The organism is Clostridium hydrogenum (assembly GCF_021432385.1).
GTDB classification, from domain to species: Bacteria; Bacillota; Clostridia; order Clostridiales; family Clostridiaceae; genus Clostridium_S; species Clostridium_S hydrogenum.
This window is the reverse complement of record NZ_JAEACT010000002.1, coordinates 1,429,540-1,447,823: the sequence shown is the minus strand read 5'-3', so window position 1 is coordinate 1,447,823 and position 18,284 is coordinate 1,429,540. Positions and strand designations below refer to the sequence as shown.

Annotated in this window: 16 protein-coding genes; 6 read left to right on the top strand and 10 right to left on the bottom strand. The window is 29.7% G+C overall.

The features are described 5' to 3' along the window. Positions 1-34: 34 nt before the first annotated feature. The 3 genes from CUEA01_RS06470 to CUEA01_RS06460 form a co-directional block, all read right to left on the bottom strand. On the bottom strand, positions 35-1,099 hold the full coding sequence (locus CUEA01_RS06470) for an iron-containing alcohol dehydrogenase family protein (protein ID WP_234120261.1): 1,065 nt from the start codon (positions 1,097-1,099) through the stop codon (positions 35-37). Further along, on the bottom strand, positions 1,092-1,754 hold the full coding sequence (locus CUEA01_RS06465; RefSeq protein WP_234120255.1) for an MtnX-like HAD-IB family phosphatase: 663 nt from the start codon (positions 1,752-1,754) through the stop codon (positions 1,092-1,094). Before CUEA01_RS06465 ends, CUEA01_RS06470 begins: the two co-directional genes overlap by 8 nt. A 166-nt stretch (positions 1,755-1,920) precedes the next feature. Then, the gene (locus CUEA01_RS06460) at positions 1,921-2,118 is read right to left on the bottom strand and encodes an alpha/beta-type small acid-soluble spore protein (RefSeq protein ID WP_234120253.1); all 198 of its coding nucleotides are present in this window, start codon (positions 2,116-2,118) and stop codon (positions 1,921-1,923) included. Positions 2,119-2,537: 419 nt separating this feature from the next. On the opposite strand from CUEA01_RS06460, the gene CUEA01_RS06455 reads away from it, so the two are divergent. Then, positions 2,538-3,383, top strand: a complete 846-nt coding sequence (locus tag CUEA01_RS06455; RefSeq protein WP_234120251.1) for a polysaccharide deacetylase family protein — start codon at positions 2,538-2,540, stop codon at positions 3,381-3,383. A gap of 206 nt (positions 3,384-3,589) precedes the next feature. Here the strand turns inward: CUEA01_RS06455 and CUEA01_RS06450 are convergent, their stop codons facing one another. Continuing rightward, on the bottom strand, positions 3,590-4,039 hold the full coding sequence (locus CUEA01_RS06450) for a methylglyoxal synthase (protein WP_234120249.1): 450 nt from the start codon (positions 4,037-4,039) through the stop codon (positions 3,590-3,592). Between the two features lie 162 nt (positions 4,040-4,201). Between CUEA01_RS06450 and CUEA01_RS06445 the strand changes: the two genes are divergently transcribed. The 4 genes from CUEA01_RS06445 to CUEA01_RS06430 all read left to right on the top strand — a co-directional run bounded on the left by CUEA01_RS06445 (position 4,202) and on the right by CUEA01_RS06430 (position 6,975). Beyond that, positions 4,202-4,426, top strand: coding sequence for a FeoA family protein (locus CUEA01_RS06445; protein ID WP_234120247.1), 225 nt, complete (start codon positions 4,202-4,204; stop codon positions 4,424-4,426). A gap of 1 nt (position 4,427) precedes the next feature. Further along, entirely contained in the window at positions 4,428-6,188 is a 1,761-nt protein-coding gene (gene feoB / locus CUEA01_RS06440; protein WP_234120244.1) for a ferrous iron transport protein B, read from the top strand. Positions 6,189-6,208: 20 nt separating this feature from the next. Beyond that, positions 6,209-6,367 carry a FeoB-associated Cys-rich membrane protein gene (locus tag CUEA01_RS06435; protein ID WP_234120241.1) on the top strand — a complete coding sequence of 53 codons (159 nt, stop codon included), beginning with the start codon at positions 6,209-6,211 and terminating at the stop codon, positions 6,365-6,367. Between the two features lie 74 nt (positions 6,368-6,441). After that, positions 6,442-6,975 carry an amidase domain-containing protein gene (locus CUEA01_RS06430; protein ID WP_407929247.1) on the top strand — a complete coding sequence of 178 codons (534 nt, stop codon included), beginning with the start codon at positions 6,442-6,444 and terminating at the stop codon, positions 6,973-6,975. A 715-nt stretch (positions 6,976-7,690) separates the two neighbouring features. On the opposite strand, the gene CUEA01_RS06425 is transcribed toward CUEA01_RS06430, so the two are convergent. From CUEA01_RS06425 to CUEA01_RS24885, 5 genes are all read right to left on the bottom strand, one after another. Next, positions 7,691-9,703 carry a methyl-accepting chemotaxis protein gene (locus CUEA01_RS06425; RefSeq protein ID WP_234120239.1) on the bottom strand — a complete coding sequence of 671 codons (2,013 nt, stop codon included), beginning with the start codon at positions 9,701-9,703 and terminating at the stop codon, positions 7,691-7,693. A gap of 130 nt (positions 9,704-9,833) precedes the next feature. After that, complete coding sequence (locus CUEA01_RS06420) at positions 9,834-10,754, bottom strand: DMT family transporter (protein ID WP_234120237.1); 921 nt, start codon at positions 10,752-10,754, stop codon at positions 9,834-9,836. Positions 10,755-10,756: 2 nt separating this feature from the next. Continuing rightward, positions 10,757-12,142: an MATE family efflux transporter gene (locus CUEA01_RS06415; RefSeq protein WP_234120236.1), complete on the bottom strand. Its 1,386-nt coding sequence runs from the start codon at positions 12,140-12,142 to the stop codon at positions 10,757-10,759. Positions 12,143-12,396: 254 nt separating this feature from the next. Next, positions 12,397-13,815 (bottom strand): sensor histidine kinase, encoded by a 1,419-nt coding sequence (locus tag CUEA01_RS06410; RefSeq protein ID WP_234120234.1) that lies wholly within the window; start codon positions 13,813-13,815, stop codon positions 12,397-12,399. Between the two features lie 186 nt (positions 13,816-14,001). Next, on the bottom strand, positions 14,002-14,826 hold the full coding sequence (locus CUEA01_RS24885) for a methyl-accepting chemotaxis protein (protein WP_268906143.1): 825 nt from the start codon (positions 14,824-14,826) through the stop codon (positions 14,002-14,004). Positions 14,827-15,179: 353 nt separating this feature from the next. Here CUEA01_RS24885 and CUEA01_RS06400 point away from each other — a divergent pair, with 353 nt between their 5' ends. Next, positions 15,180-17,234 (top strand): methyl-accepting chemotaxis protein, encoded by a 2,055-nt coding sequence (locus tag CUEA01_RS06400; protein WP_234120232.1) that lies wholly within the window; start codon positions 15,180-15,182, stop codon positions 17,232-17,234. 63 nt (positions 17,235-17,297) lie between these two features. On the opposite strand, the gene CUEA01_RS06395 is transcribed toward CUEA01_RS06400, so the two are convergent. Next, on the bottom strand, positions 17,298-17,708 hold the full coding sequence (locus CUEA01_RS06395) for a YjdF family protein (protein ID WP_234120229.1): 411 nt from the start codon (positions 17,706-17,708) through the stop codon (positions 17,298-17,300). Positions 17,709-18,284 lie beyond the last annotated feature (576 nt).

Here is an 18,284-nt window from a genome sequence, read left to right as displayed (position 1 = left end):
CTTATAATATTATATGCCGTTATGCCTATACCTTTTACGATAATATTTTTTTTAAAATCTCATCTTCATCAATAATCTTTTTTGCAAGCTCCCTATTTTCTTCAATATGCAAGTAAGTGTATCTTGATGGTTTTATAGTTGGTGCCATATCTACTGCTTTCTTAAAATCTGCTTTTTTTAATTTTAAAGTTTGAACATAATTGAAAAACCCTGTGTCATAAAGAACCTTTTTTATTCTTTCATACCGATGCATTTGAACTTTTGACATTATATATGTTGCTACTCCTACTTGTATTCCATGAAGATTTGGAGTTTCAAGAAATTTATCTAAAGCATGCGAGATTAAATGCTCCGCACCACTTGCTGGACTACTATCTCCTGCTATCTCCATTGCAATTCCATTCATTGTTAGTGAGTCTACAAGTTCTTTCAAAAACATGTCATCCTTTATGCCCTTAAATTCTGTTCTAACAAAACTATTTACTGCCTTTTTAGATATCATAACTGCAAAATCATCTACATACGTTTTACCATTTTCCTCTTCAAATTTCCAGTCCTGAAGTGCTGTTATATTAGAAACTAAATCTCCAATACCTGAATATATAAATTTTTCTGGTGCACCTTTTAATACATCTATATCTACTATTATCCCGTAAGGCGTTCTAGCTGGTACTGATGTCCTTTTTCCATTTAACATTAGTGACGCACCAGCACTTGAAAATCCATCATTTGAAGTTGATGTAGGAATGCTTATAAAAGGCATTTTTCTAAGGAAAGCCATGTACTTTACTGCATCAATAGCTTTTCCTCCCCCAACTGCAATTAATCCATCTATATCATTTGATATTTCAAAAGCTTTAATTCCTATTTCCTCAAAATCTATACTTGTAACTGCTCCCATATTTTTTAATTTAATTCCTGCAGCTAATATGGATTTTTCTATATCGTCCCCAAACAATTCGTATATTCCATCGCCATAATATAAAGCTACATTTTGAAATTCACCTTTTTTAATTATTTCTCCAATATTTTTGATATTCCCTTTTCCAACTTCTAGTATTGAAGGTATGGATATTCTATGATCTTCTTTTTTAGTCATTGTTTTCACCTCTTAATATATTTTCAACCTTATACCATATGTCATGAAAATTTTTAAATTCTATAAACTTTTTATTTTTTTCACGTAAAAGCTCTGAAAGATTGCCTCTTGCAAAAACAACATCAGAAATAAGTGCTGCTTTTAAATCTGGTTCACTGTCTCCTGCATAAAAAATTAAATCATATTTTTCTTTTAATTTTTTAACAACCTTTTCTTTATCTATTCCATATATGTTTGAATAAAATTCACTTGTTTCATCCAATTGAAAGTGCAAACCATTATCTTTAAATATTGACTTATTTGAATATATTGTAACATTCTTAATTTCTTTGCTTTCAAATAATCTTTCAATATAATAACTAGTTCCTGCACTTACAACTGCAAAATCTCCACCGCTTGCTTTTACATTATTAATAAATTCTTTTGCATATGGATCTATACTTATTTCCATGATATCGTTAAGGATTTCTTTTTCGCTCCTACCTATATTTTGAAATACATATCCTAAATAATCTATATCTCTTATCTTTTTATTTCTCCAATCTTTATATAAATTCCTGCATTTTTCTTTTAAATATTTATCCATTATTATTTTATAAAAATCTTTTTCAGTAAGCGTTCCATCAAAATCTGATACAAATATAAAATTTTTCATTAAACATTCCCCCCTTGTTTATGTATACTATTATATTATATTAATTATTGGCTATGTTTTAAATAAGTATTGATTTTCACACTTATTTAAAACATAGCCTTTTTATTAAGAAAGTGCTGCAAAATTAGTATTTAACTAATTTTACAGCACTCTCTTACTTATATAATTATTTTAAACCGTCTTCATAACTTTGAACCATTTTTTTAACCATTTGGCCACCAACTGAACCATTTTCTCTTGAAGTAAGATCTCCATTGTATCCTTGTTTTAAATTTACTCCTACTTCATTTGCAGCTTCCATCTTAAATCTATCTAACCCTTCTTTAGCTTCTGGAACTAACTGCCTATTTGATTTTCTTGACATATTAAACTCCTCCTCATTTATTTTGTATTATAAACTTAAACTTTCATTTAAATTTACGATATAAGTTTGTGTAGATATGAAATATATATCCTATAAACTTTAATACATTATTGTAACTTGTTTCAGCTAATTACTGATAGTACCATTTCTCGACATTATAGTATCCTTATATAGATTTTACTTATGTAATAGTTTTGTAACCATGTATTGTTTTTTTGTAACCATTTGCAGCTCATTTGGTGGTACATTATAAGTAACTTAATTATTTTATATTATTTTTTGTTAGGTGGTAGAAAAAAATGAGGAATGTCATTACTCGCAGCGAAAAAACTTACAAAAAAACTTTATATTTATGTATTGTTCTCATATTACTTTTCTTTACCAGTTTTTTTTGTTTTTACTTTCTATTTTCGAAGTTTTTGTTTCAATCAAATAATTCCAAGTCAATTTCATATAATAATGAAACTACAAAAGCTTCTATATCTAACTATAGTTTAGGCTTAGCTAAATCTGCTGTTTCTATAGATCAAAAAGCTTTTAATACTGTATCTAAAAATATCAAGTTATCTTGTTCAGCTAATGCAATTAACCAATTAAGTAATGATGGTATAAAGGCCGAAAATGCCTTTGTGAATGATGGCAAAAAAACAGTTTTTTTGACCTTTGATGATGGTCCTTCAACAACTGTTACTCCTCAAATTCTTGATACATTAAAAGCTTACAATGTACACGGTACATTTTTTCTAGTAGGTCAAAATATTCAATTAAATAACAACTCCGTAACCCTTGTTCATAGAATATATAACGAAGGGAATGCAATAGGAGACCACACCTATAGTCACGACTTAAGGGCACTATATCCACATAATAAGCTTGATGTTAATGTTTTTATGAATGAAGTTGACAAAACTCAAAATTTATTAAAGGGTATTTTGGGACAAGCATTCTTTACAAGAGTAATAAGGATGCCTGGCGGATATATGTCAAGAGTATATTATAAAGATCCTTGTTTAACAGCTTTTAATAATATTTTGAGGAAAAGAAATATGGTGAGTATCGATTGGAATTCATATGGTTTTGATGCAGAAGGTAAATGGAAAAATTCAAATGAAATATTCTCTTATATAAAAAGTACTATTGGTACAAAAAATAAGGTAGTGATCTTAATGCATGATACATATGGAAAGGAAGAAACAGCTAAGGCACTGCCAAGAGTTATAGAATACTTAAAATCCCAAGGATATGAGTTTAAAACCTTAAAGTGAAAGTTTTTAACTTTGGTAGGCGTAGGGAAAAAATGATGTTATAGATAAACCACTGCGAAACTTGAAATTCATTTGTACCAAAATGCCGTCTTCTGGGCATTTTGGTGCACATCAATTTCAATAGTTGAACTGGTTTATCTATAACATCATTTTTCTACGCCTACCAAAGGTTATTTGATTTTGCACTACACTTTGGTTCTCAATATTTAAAAATTGCCTTTTCTAATTTTATTATAATAATCAATCACATGTCTTTCATATTCTTCATCCATTAAATAAGATTTCAATGCAAAATCAGCTGTTGATTGATTCATTGCAACTGGAATATCATATAATACTGAAATTCTTAAAAGTGCTTTTACATCTGGATCATGCGGCTGTGCTGTAAGTGGATCCCAGAAAAAAATCATAAAATCAATTTTACCATCAACAATAGCTGCACCTATTTGTTCATCTCCACCCATAGGACCGCTTTTAAATCCTTTAACCTCTAATCCTGTTCTCTCAGAAATAAGCTTTGCTGTAGTGCCTGTACCACAAAGTGAATGCTTGTTTAAAATATCTTTATTTTCGCTTGCCCACTCTATTAAAGCTTCCTTTCTATTATCATGTGCTACAAGTGCAATTTGTTTTTTACGCTTAAGTATATCACTCATTATTTATCCCCCTAGCAAAATTAAAAATAAATCATATTCATGTTTATTATAGCATATTTTATAAAAGTTGGCATACCAATGCTTTAATATTTTTTATTGACAATTATATAAGTAGGTGATAACATTTAATTGATAATTGTTTTCATTTAGGAGGTATTTAATTTGAGCTTATGCGAATTAAAGACTGGTCAAAAAGGGATTATAAAAAATATAGTTGGAGATAAAAGTTTATCAAAAAGATTATATGCGCTAGGCTTCATTGAGGGAACTGAAATTATATTAAAAACTTCTGCACCTCTAGGTGATCCTATTGTTGTATCAATCAGAGGCTTTAAAATAGCAATAAGAAAAAATGATGCCAAAAATATATTTTTAATGGAGGCATGAAATGATAACAGCTGCACTTATCGGCAATCCCAACGTTGGCAAAACTACATTATTCAACATATTAACAGGTTCAAATCAGTATGTTGGTAATTGGGCAGGAGTAACTGTAGATAAAAAAGAAGGTTTTTTAAATAATTCCATAGAAATAGTAGATTTGCCTGGAATATATGCAATGGACACTTTCTCTAATGAAGAAAAAGTATCAAAAAACTTTTTACTAAATGAAAATGTTGATGTAATTATAAATATCGTTGATGCATCTAATTTAGATAGGAATTTATATTTAACAACACAACTAAAAGAATTTAAAAAACCAATAATACTAGTATTAAATATGATAGATGTAGCAAACAAAAAAGGCTTTGATATTGATTATAATAAATTATCTAAAGAATTAAATGTGGAAGTAGTTCCTATAATTGCTGCAAAAAACAAAAATGTAGATATAATTAAAAATTTATTATTAAGTGGAGATTTTTCGACTAATTCGGCTGATAATGACTATCATTTTCTGTCGGAAAAAGAAACTTACTCCTACATAGAATCTATTTTAAAAAAATGTGTTACTAAATCAGGATCATTATCAAATTCTTTTACAGAAATATTAGATAAACTATTTTTAAATAAAATTTTAGCTTACCCAATATTCGCCATTATAATTTGGTTGATATTTAAGTTTACTTTCTCATGGGTTGGTGGTCCTCTTCAAAATATAGCTGATGATTTAGTTAATAACTCTTTAATACCTGGCTTGCACATATTAATTTCTTCATCAAGTCCTTGGTTTAGTTCATTGCTCATTGATGGCATAGTTGGAGGTGTTGGCTCAATAATTGTCTTTCTCCCAATTATACTTACATTATTTTTTTGCATATCAATTCTAGAGGACAGTGGTTATATGGCAAGAGCTGCTCTTTTAATGGATATAATTATGAGAAAAATGGGACTATCAGGTAAAGCCTTTATCCCACTAGTAATGGGATTTGGTTGCAGTGTTCCAGCTATAATGTCAGCTAGAACTTTGGAAAGTGAAAAAGATAGAAAAATGGCTGCTTTAATCGTACCTTTTATGTCATGTAATGCCAAACTGCCAATATATGCTTTATTAACAGCAGCACTATTTCCAAAACATCAAGGTTTGATTATAGGATCATTATATTTATTTGGAATTATAATAGCATTCATTGTTGGAAAAGCTTTTAAAAACACACTATTTAAAAAAGGTGAAGAACCTTTAATTATTGAATTACCTGAATATAGGATACCGGAAATCAAAAATTTGCTCACTCATACTTGGGAAAAAGGCAAAGGATTTTTAAAGAAAACTGGTACAATAATTTTCTCAATTTCAATTATTATTTGGCTACTATCTCATTTTGGTTTTTCCGGCTTTGTTGATATACAAAACAGCTTTTTAGCAGAAATTGGACATGTTCTAATAATATTCTTTGCCCCACTTGGATTTGGCACATGGCAAAATTCAGTTGCTCTAATAAGCGGTTTGGCGGCAAAAGAAGTTGTTGTAAGTACTATGGGAGTCTTATATGGTTCAAATTTGCCTATTCTTCTTCCAAAATTATTTACTCCAGTTACTGCATATTCATTTTTGGTTTTCGTTCTTTTGTATCCACCTTGCATTTCTGCTCTTGGAACCATGAAAAAAGAATATGGCAATGCAATGGCTGCTTTCACTATTATTTATCAAATATGTGTGGCATGGATTGCTGCATTTATGGTATATCATATTGGAATTTTACTATAAAATTTAGGAAGGTGATTTTTATGTTAATTGAAATTATTATAACAGCTGCAATAGTTGTTGCTGCAGTACTTATCTTTGTTAGAAATATGAAAAAACAATCACAAGGCTGCTGCAATTGTAGTGCTTGCTCATCAAAAGATAAATCCTGCTGCTGCAATTCTAAAGTAACAAATAAATAAATGGCTATGTTTTAAATAAAAATAATATTTGACCTTAACCCATCATATTGTTTAATTGTAATAAATTTTTGAGGATAAACAATATGATGGGTTTTAATAATGCTTACGATAGAAATAATGCTGTAAAATATGCATTAACTTATGCTTTAAGACCAAATCCAAAATACAAATACTTTCCACTAATTAATGATAAAAGCGGTGACTGTGCTAATTTTGTATCCCAATGCCTTCTTGCAGGAAATTCTAAAATGAACTTTGATCATAATAACCAATGGTGGTATCGCTTCAGCAGCGCCTCTAATACAAACACTGATACCTGGTCTGTATCTTGGGCAGTTGCACATTCACTATATTATTATCTAAGAAACAATGAAAATTCCAAATCCCAATTTACAAAAGGATTAGAAGTTTCAAACCCAAGTGAGCTTGAAATTGGTGACCTAATCTTTTTTCAAGATAACAAGGGAACTATATTCCATTCATCAATAGTTACTTCTATTTATTATGGAAAACCTTTTATATCCCAGCACTCATTCCAGGCTAGAAACATATATTATATGAATTCCTACAAAGCATCAAAATACCATTATTTAAAGATAATTATTTAAATATTGCGAACAAAGGTGTAGTGCAAAATCAAATAACAAGGGACAGGTACATTAAAAATAATGTGGTCTACGAGTATCTCGAAATCTTAAATAAAATTAATAAACCTAAGTGGCAAATTTTCCGAAAACTTAAGAACTTTCAATAACTCGCTGAGAGGAAGCTCAAACAATTGAAAGTTCTAAAGTTTTCAAAAAATTCCCCACTAAGGTTTATACAATTTTATTTAAAATATTTCTTCGACACTCGTATACCACATCATTTTTTTAATGCACCTGTCCCTTGTTATTTTGATACTTGTACCACACCTTTATTTCCAATGTTTAAATAAGTTCGTATTACAAAGTTTAGATACAGGAACTTTTGGTAGTTGAGCTAGTTTAAATAGATATTAAAAACTTACCCAAACAAGGGTGTAGTACAAAAACTTAAATAATAAGTGGGAGCTCTGCATAAAAAAATGATGTGAGGAATAGCGTTGAAGAAACATTTAAATAAAATTTTATAAATCTTAGGGGCTAAATCGCAAAAGTCTTAGAAATTTCAATTGTTTGAGCTGCCTCTTGCGAGTTATTGAAAGTTCTTAGAATTTTGCGATTTAGTCTCTTAGATTTATTAATTTTATTTAAGGTTTCAAGATGCTATTAATCACATCATTTTTATGCAGAGCTCCCACTTATTATTTTGTTTTGCACTACACCTTTGTTCGCATTATTTTTACATTTTAAATTTTGATACAATTTCTTTTAATTTTTGAGCGCTTTGCTTATTTTCATTTACGCTTTCTTCAATATATTTCACCTTGTTTACTATATTAATTGATTTTTCAGCAATACTTGTAACTTCATTTGCACCATCATTTACAGTAACTGCTATTTCAGATATAGCTTTTGATATACCACCTATTGAAGCATCTAATTGTTTAGATGTTGTACTAAATTCATTCATTAAGGAATTTACTTCTTCAGAATCTTCATTATATTGTTTACCAGATTCTATGAATTTACTGTAATCCTTTGAAACATTTTCATCAACAAAATTTAAAAGTTTAGCTGACTGAACATTTAATTCATTAACTGAAGAATTAACTATTTGCACTACGCCTTGTATTTTATTTGCCATTTCTCCTGATTGCTCTGCAAGTTCTCTTACTTCTTCCGCAACTACAGCAAAACCTTTTCCCGCTTCCCCTGCTCTTGCTGCTTCTATAGCTGCATTTAAAGACAATAAATTAGTTTGCTCTGTAATTTCTAATATAGATTTTGCTAAAATATCTATTTGTTTTACTTGTTCAGACTTTTCCATAGCATCTTCAAGCTGTAATTTTACGTTATTATAAATATTATCTGCTGATTTTTTTGAATCAACTGAATCTTTTATAATTTCTCTTGACCTATTAAGAACATTATTAGCTACCTCATTGCCTTGCGCTGCTTTTTCTGTTATTGAATTTACTGAAGTTGTAATTTCAGCAGTTGCTGCAGATATCTCCTCAACTGTTGCTGAATTTTCCTCCATTCCTGCTGACAAGCTTTCTGTCTGCATTGAAGTTTCATCAGCATATCTTTTAAGTTCTTTAGTTAATTTTTCAACATTTTCAGCATTATTATTTAAAGCTTCTGAATTTTCTATAATACTTTTTAATATCTCTCTAAAGCTACTTCTAATTTGTATAACTGATTTAAAAATAGTTCCTATTTCATCTTTATGTTTTTCATATTTACTAAACTTACTGTTGTAAACAAGATTTAAATTTGCTGTATCATTAGCAAGTTCTGCTATACCTAATATTGGATTAGCTATTTTTCGTGAAACAAAAGCACCAAAAGCGCCAGCTATTACTATCATTATTAATGCAATTATGACAGTGCTCCTCATTGTATCATTAACCGGTCTCATTACTTCATTTCTAAATGCAACAAGTACTACAACCCAATTTAAATTTGGAATTTTATAATAATAAACAATCTTTTGCTGACCTTTATCTGTATATTCAACAAAATTACTGCTTGGAGCTGTTCCATTCATTACAGTTTTATAAACATCCTTCATCTTACCATTGCCAATAGGTTTTCCAATATCACCGCTTTTTTTCGCATTATATAAAATCTTTCCTGCCTCATCTATTATATATATATAACTTGATGGTGAGCTTGATGATTTTACATTTTTTAAAGACTTTGAAAAACTCTCCCCTGCAACAGACGAAGCTGTAACCCCTATAGTTTTACCATTATAATTAACAGGACTTGCAAAAACTATTACTGGCTTTCCAGTAGTATTTGAATATATGGTGTTACTAATTGCATCTTCACCACTAAGTGCTTTTTTTGCATAATCTCTATCACTATAGTTTTTCCCAATGGAGGACTCTTCGCTATCTGACACATCCTTCAAATCAGAATTTAAGATAAATGTATGCGAAATATTCCCAGCGTTCTTAACATAGTTTTTTAACCATTGATTATTGACGTCTACTTTATCTTTTGTTTGCAAATTAGCAGCATCCACTGTACCATTTCTTAAAGCCACCATATCATTAACAGTTTTTTCTTTTTCTACATTAGCATTAACCGTATTTACAACTTGGCCCATCAATGATTTTAATTCGCCTTTACCCTGCTGATTTATTGTATTTGACACTCTAGAATAAAAAATTAAAGAAGTAATTGTTATTGAACAAAAAACAAGTACTAAAATTGAAATAGTTAATTTTTTTTTGATTGACATTCATCTTCCTCCAATACTTTTATAAATTCCCAATACCATTTAGTTATATTTGTCGAAGCAGGCACATATTTGTCGATATATACACATTAAATTTACCACAAACTTAAATAATTGTATACATTGACTGTAATTATCCTCTCTTTTTCTCTATTGATAAAATAATAATTGTGCTTACAATGCACAAAATCCCCATTAATTCCACACAGGTAAATTTTGTATCAAGCCATAGTACAGCTAAAATAGTTGCTGATAAAGGTTCTGCACAGCTTAACACACCAGCTTCACTTGCTTTTATGTAAATTATACTTTCAAAATAGCAGTAAAATGGTATAAGTGTTCCAAGTAGAATCACAAAAAGCACAGCCAAAATTCCATTGATTGAAAAGTTTCCCTGAAAATTTAATGGAGAATGAAAAAAGCTAAATACAATTCCCCCAATTAACATAGCCCAACCAACGACAACTGTAGAGCCATATTTCAAAAGTAGTTTTCTTGGATATACTGTATAAAATGCCACAGTAACAGCCGCACTTACTCCCCAAAACAAAGCTGATTTTGATATGGACAATCTATGAAAATTTCCATTAGTTGCAAGCAGGAATGTTCCTATAAGTGCTAATATTACTGCTAAGGTTTCTCTTAAATCAGGAACTTTCTTACTTATTATTGCTGAATATAAAACTATAACTACAATTCCCAAATTTTGCAGTACTGTTGCTGTTGCAGAATTTGAATACTTTATTGACGTAAAATACGAATATTGAACTCCCAGCATACCCAAAATTGAAAATATAATCAATGAAAAAGCATAATGCTTATTTCTCCAAATTTTAAATACATTTTTGTCACCCTTAATACATGCGATTGCAAGTAATCCTAGACCTGAACATAATAATCTAATCTCTACAAGCCAATCGGTATTTACTCCTACTTTTTGAAATAAATACTGTGCAAATGTTCCTGAAACTCCCCATAAAGTTGCTGCAAATAGCACAAAAGCTATTCCCTTTACCCGAACCTTTGATTTTGCTGCAATTTCACCACTGTACATAATTATTCCTCACAATCCTTAAGTTTAGTTGTCTTTTCTATAACAATGTGCCCTTTCCATTTTCCTGTCTTAAATCTTATTAAATACAAAATCCCGCGTACAAGCCAATCTATATACATTCCCAAGAATATTCCAATTAGACCAAATTTAAAAGTTACACCAAGTAAATATCCAAGTGTAATTCTAAATGCCCACATCCCTATAATTGATGTTACCATTGTATATTTTGCATCTCCTGCTCCCTTAAGCCCTGCAGGCAAAACAAATGCAAGTGACCATACGATAATTGCAAAAGCATTTATTACTAGAACTTTTGAGCATAAATTAATAACTGCAACATTATTTGTAAACAGCCCTGGTACATGCTTTGAAAAAATAATAGATATTGCTCCAACTATTGTTAGAAGTACTGTAGAAAGTTTAACCAAATGGGATAAACATTTTTCAGCTTCTTTTTCATCACCTTTTCCCATATATTGTCCAACTAATGCGGTTGCCGCAATAACAAGAGAATTACCTGGTATATTAATAAAATTTGCAATTGAATTAGTAATAGTATTTGAAGCCATGGCTATAGTTCCCATATCAACTATAAAGATTTGCATTATAAGTTTTCCACCATTAAACAAAAGTGATTCAACGCTTGCTGGAACTCCTATTCCAAATATTGGTTTTAACAATGCCTTATCAAGCTTAAACTGCCTTAACTTCTTTAATTTTATTATTCTAGATCCCCTCAATAAAATTGTAATTATAATAATTCCACCTATTGTCCTTGCTGTTGCTATGCCAAGTGCTGCACCAGTAATTCCCATTCCACCAATAATTATTTTATTTCCAAATTTTAAGCCATTTATAAAAGTCCAACTAAATCCCACATTTAAAATATTCATAAATATAGATATTTTCATTGGAGTTTTAGTATCACCAGCTCCCCTAAGTATACCATTTGAAACAAGATCAATTGTTATAAGTGGATAAGTAAACAATGTTATTCCAAGATACTTATAGCCATCTAAAATAACTTCTTTTTCAGCAGCTCCAAAAAGCGCTGCAATAATTGGTTTTCTAAGTATTAGCATTATAATCGTAATTACAAGAGATATTCCAACACTTGAATAAAGAGCTTGTTTTGTAGCATCATTTGCTTTTTTTATATTTCCTCTTCCAATGTACTGTGCTACAACTACTGTTCCACCAACAGCCAGAGCTGAAAAAAAAGCTATAAATATATTGTTTATTGAGTCAATCATTCCTATGGCTGAAACCGCCTCTTTACCAATATGTCCAGCCATCATTGTATTAATCATTCCCATTAATGTTACAAATAGTTGTTCTGCAAATATAGGAAGTGTCAAATTCATAACATCTTTTCTTAACATTTTCATTTACACAAATCGCCAACCTTATCTTATATGTACTCTGCTCTATAAATGCCCTCCAATCCTATAAAATACGCTTACGTAGCAAGACATAGCAAAGCGATATGAAAATAAATTTACATTTCATATCGCTTTTATTTAATATTTTAGATTACCATGCCGTTATAAACTTAAATTACTACATTATGTACTGATTTATCCACGAGTATCATTATACTCCACTTATAATCAATTCTCAATATTTTAATATAGAGATATCTTTATAGATATATATCTGAAAATTCAATTTTTGTTTTTCTATCGCTTTCTTCAAAATTATTATCATTGTTAATAGAATTTTTTGAATTATCTTCTACCAATTTTGATGGCAATTGTACTATAAATTCACTTCCTTTATTTATCTCACTTTTTACAAAAATCTTACCACCTTGTATCTCAACTAATGATTTTACAAGTGATAAACCTATTCCACTGCCTTCTGCATTTCTTCTAAATGAACTATCCACTTGAACAAATGGGTAAAATATTTTTTGAAGCATATCCTCTGGTATTCCTGCCCCTGTATCCTTAACAGAAATCTCTACAAAATTATTTTTATCATGCAAATTTACAAGAATTTCTCCTCCTGATTCAGTAAACTTTATTGCATTTGATAACAAATTTAATATTATTCTTTCCATTTTTTCCACATCAATCGCTATTATTTTTTCTTCCACATCAGTGTCGAATATAATATTAATATTTTTTTGACGCGCAAACTCCACAACAGACAAGGTTATATCCTCTACTTTTTCAACAACATTGAAATTTTGCAAATTAACATCATAAAAACCTAATTCTATTTTATTCATATCAATTAAATTGTTTATCAATCTTATAAGCCTAAAACAATTTTGTTTCATGATTCCAGAATACTTGACAAAGGTATTAGTTGATGCTTCCATGCTGCCATCATCATAAAAACTTTCTAATAGCTGAACTGCACTATAAATTATGTTAATTGGTGTTTTTAATTCATGTGAAATAGTAGAAAATAATTGGGTTTTTAGTCTGTTATATTCGTTTGATTCTTTTAACAAAGTATCTTTCTCTGATACTTCAATTTCAAGATCTTTCGAAAGTTTTCTTAATTTTAATTCCTCGTATCCTATTTTCGAAAGTGAATTTGCAATAATAAATAACATTTCAGCAGCGGCTCTTATATTTCTAGTAGAAGTAATTTTTATTTTCTTTGATGCCTTTACAAAATTAGTTACATCTAAATTAAGTTCCTTAGCCTTTTCTATGTAAGTCTTTTTATTCTTATTGCGAATTAAAACTTGCCCACCTAAAATTGTTCCCATATGTTTTCCTTCAATTAAGATTGGAGCCGCAAAATCTATTAGACCGGCATGACATGTGTATATGTATGGTTTACCAAGCTTGGCAGCCTTTTTACCACCAAACTTATGCGAAAGTGCACATAGTTTGTCCCCTTCTTCTGTTGAATGTATAAAATCACTGCAAAAACTTGTGTACGAACTTGGCTTTGTAATAGGATTTCCATCCTTATCAACAGTTACACTAGCTATATCCATACTAACTGCAAAATTATCTTGAAACTTCTGCAAAAGTTCAATGTCAAGTACATCCATTAATTCAATATTATCCAAATTAGTATCATATGTACATTTATCCATAATCAAGATCTCCTATGCATATTTTAATTTTCATCATTATAAGTAAAATCAATATTCATATGCAGCTTATAATTAATTACCATATGTTGCTGTATATGTACACATATAATTATATTTGAATTTTTTTCCTTGCACAAGAGGTATTTCATTAATAATCATCTATTTAAGACAAAATTTCTGCATAATTTACAATTTTTTAGAAAATTCTTCCAATATCTTTGCGTTAGAATTAAGTTCTTGTATTGATGCATTAATTTGCTCAAACTCTGAAACTTGCTTTTCAAATAATTCACTAGTCTGATTAATATTATTTGATACCTTACCTATTGAGTTTTCAATACTTTTTAAAACTAAATCAATTTTTTTTATTGATTCAGCACTTGAATTTGACAACTTTCTTATTTCCTGTGCTACAACACCAAAACCTTTTCCTAACTCACCAGCCCTTGCTGATTCAATTGCTGCATTAAGACCAAGAAGATTTGTCTGTTTTGAAATGCTTTGCACAAAGCCTAGCACCTCATCTGTACTTTTAGCTGCTTCAATTGCAGCGACAACTTCAGCGTTTACATTTGAATTTAATTCAGCTAATTTTTGAACCCCAGCTACTAAATTAGAAACAAGTGTTGATATTTCCGTTAATTGAACTGCAAGATTTTCCGATAAATCGCTTACTTTCTTACTCTTCTCTAAACTTTTACCAGCTACTATAATGCCCTTAACTTCATTATTTTCCCCTTTAATTGGTACTGCATATGATTTAAAAGGGACACCATAAATCTCCTTCGGCACCCTTTTTATTACAGTTTTTCCGCTTGTCAATGCATCATAAACGGCTCCACCTTTAGGTATTAAAGCACCTACTTCAGATTTAATTGGTAAATTATCACTAGAAAAAACATACAAATACTTTTCCCTATCAGCTATTGCCACAGATATTTCACCATCAAAAATTACATTTAAGTATGGTATTAAAATCTCTAAAGCTTCTGTTTCCTTATTTTTTTCCATATTATTCTCCCCTTTTCTCGCCATTTTTACATAAGCGAAATTTCTTTAATTATAGCATATTCGGTATTATTTTTATATATTACAGCTTTCATTTTAAATGGTATTGCCACTAAGCTTTCACATTTCACACAAATACCCAAAAGCTATTTATTATTAAATTTTTATTAAATAAAACCACTTATTTATGTCAATATTTTATTGTTTATTAAGTCAATTTACAAATTCCATATAGAATACGCTGAATTTTTAAAAAATTACTACTCTTTTATCATATATCAATGTATAATAAATATATTGGGAATTATGTTATGTGCATCCTTAAAACATTTACGACAAAATTTAGGAGGTATATAATGAATTTAAAAAGCATAAAATCAAAAACATTAATTATTTTAACTCCTGCAATTATCATTGGTATGTCTATTTTATCTTCGGTAAGTTACTACACGAGTAAAAAGCAAATCCTAAATGATGCTTCAATAAAAATGAATAATAAACTGGATTTTGTTATTTCAGACATTAACGACAGATTAGATAGACATGCTAAAATAGCAGAAGCTTTAGCAAAAACCGCCGAAACAAATACAAATACTTTATCAAAGGAACAATATAAAAAATATATAATGAAAATGACTGCTACAAATTCTGAAACCTTTGGTACTGGTATATGGTTTGAACCATTTAAATACGATTCAAAATTAAAAAACTTTGCTCCATATGCTTTTAGAAATAATGGTACTATTGTATACTCCGATGATTATAATAACCCTACCTATGACTACACCAAAAACGATTGGTATCAAATAGGTAAAAATACATCCAAGAGTTATGTTTGGAGTGATCCCTATGTTGATGATGTTACTAAAGTTTCAATGGTAACAGCAACTGCACCATTTTATGACAGCAATAACAACTTTCTAGGTGTAGCAACAGGTGATATAAATTTATCTACGCTTCAAACAATGATTAAGAATATTAGGGTTGAAAAATCAGGGAAAGCTTTTCTAATTGACAGCAAAGGAACCTACATAGCTACTTCAGACTCAAAAAAAATACTAAAAGCTAAAATTACCGATGACACTAATGAAAGTATAAAAAATGCTGGTAAATTAATGCTTTCCAATAAAAATGGTGAAACTACATTCAATATTTCTAATGAAAAATTAAATGTGTATTATGCTTCTGTACCTGAAACTGGTTGGATTGCAGCTATAGTTGTACCACAAAGCGAGCTTGATGCTCCTGCAACTAATTTGCTTTTTAAATCAATTTTCACCACAATTGCAGTTATTTTAGTTAGTATTATATTAATTCTAATGTGCACAAACTATATTATTAAAAAACTAAAAAAGGTAAATATGTTTGCAAGTTCTATAGCCGCTGGCGATTTAACACATAGAATTAAGTTTGATTCTGAAGATGAAATTTCTACAATGGGAAATTACCTTAATAAAATGGCAGAGGATATGAAAGAAATTATACAAGCTATTCTTGCCAATACTTCTGGCATGAGTGCTAGTAGCGAAGAACTTTCAGCTACTACAGAAGAGCTGTCTGCAAAATATGAACTTATAAATTCATCTGTAGAAAAAATTAATACTTCCATAAGCGAATCAAGTAAATCTGCCATAGAAGTAAGTTCTACTATTCAAGAAATAAATACAACGATTGATAAACTTACAGGCGAAACAAGCTCTGGTAAAAACTTATCCAGTTCAATCAAAAATGAGGCTTTAAAGGTAAAAGAAATCAGTAAGACTAGGAGTTCAAACAGTACTATTCTATATAAGGAAAAAGAAGAAAAAATATTAGCTGCAGTTGAAGCTGGAAAAATAGTAAATGAAATTATAAATATGACTGATATAATTTCAAGTATTTCTGAACAAACAAACATGCTTGCCTTAAATGCGGCAATTGAAGCAGCTAGAGCTGGAGAGCAAGGCAAAGGTTTTTCTGTAGTTGCAGAAGAAGTTAGAAAACTATCTGAGCAAACTTCTGATACTGTTGTGCATATTAAAGATACTATATCAAAAGTTAAAACTGCCTTTGAAAATTTGTCACAAAACTCTAAGGACTTACTAAGCTTTATAGATGAAACTGTGACAAAGGATTATAGTAGTTTTGTTAAGACTGGTGAACAATATGAAAACAACTCAAACACAATAAATGAATTATACGAAAAAATTTCACTAAGAACTATTGAAATAAATAATGCAATCTCTGAGGTTAGTACTCTAATTCAAGATACTGAAGCTGTAACCTTAAATTCATCAGAAAGCTCAAAAGAAATACTTTCTAGTGTTCAAGAGTCAACTGCTGCTATACAGGAAGTTGCAAAAATGGCAAGTGAACAATCTGAAAGAGCTCAAGATTTATTTAATCTAGTTAATAAGTTTAAAATAAATTAGCAATATTTTAAAGAGAACATTAATGAGGCTGCTGCACTAAAATTATTTAGTGCAGCAGCCTCATTAATGTCCTCTTTTTTTATCCTTTTTCTTTTGCTGTTTTAATTGGAATCTTATTTTTTCAGCTTCTTCTCTCTTTATTTTTGCTGTTTCTTTTCTTTGCTTTTTATTATTTTCAAATTCCAATTTTAATGCGTTTTGCGCTTTAGTTCCTAAACCACAATTTTGGACTTGCTCTTTTATCTTTCTTTGAAGCTTCTTTGGATTAAGTTTTTTATTTTTAATACCTATATCCTTAATTGGAGAACTAAATTTAATTGAATTATATCTTCTCAATATAAATTCATATACTTCCCCATCCTTTGGTTCGCTGCCAAATACTACCTTAGCTACTTCCAAATTATCCTCAAAACTTTTTTCAAAAACACCTACCCAAAATGGGTCTTCGTAAAACACATTTAAAGTAATCTTCATTTCTTATTCCCTCGCTTAAATTTTATTTCAAGAGAATGGACAACCTCGAGGGCAGGTTACTTACATATAAAATGCGTTTGGACTACCAACCAAACTGTGTTTTTATCTCCTACTAAAGATATACAACCTGGAACATTGAAATTGCTAATACCAAATTCATCCTTATGTCAATATTTTTAATTCACAGTTCACAATGCACAATGAAGGATACACATACTAGGGGTTTGGGCGTAAAGCCCATGTAGGTTCTTTAACTTAGTAGAATTACTTTCAATAGTAGTGCAATAAAACTTTGTATATTAATAAACTTTCGTCAGGCAAATCTTAAATTATAAGCTCCGCATAGCACCATAAATGGTGCTATTGTGTAAGCAATAAAAAAATAAGTTTTAAGATTTTCTGCAGCAAAGCGGAGGAAAATCCTCCTTCATTGTGAATTGTGCATCGTGAACTGTGAATTAAAAAATATTGCTTTCAGGATAAACTTGGAATTTACAATTTTAACTTTTAAAATTGTTTATCTATACTATTATATACAATTCCTAGTTGAAATATCAACCTTAAAATCAACCTATA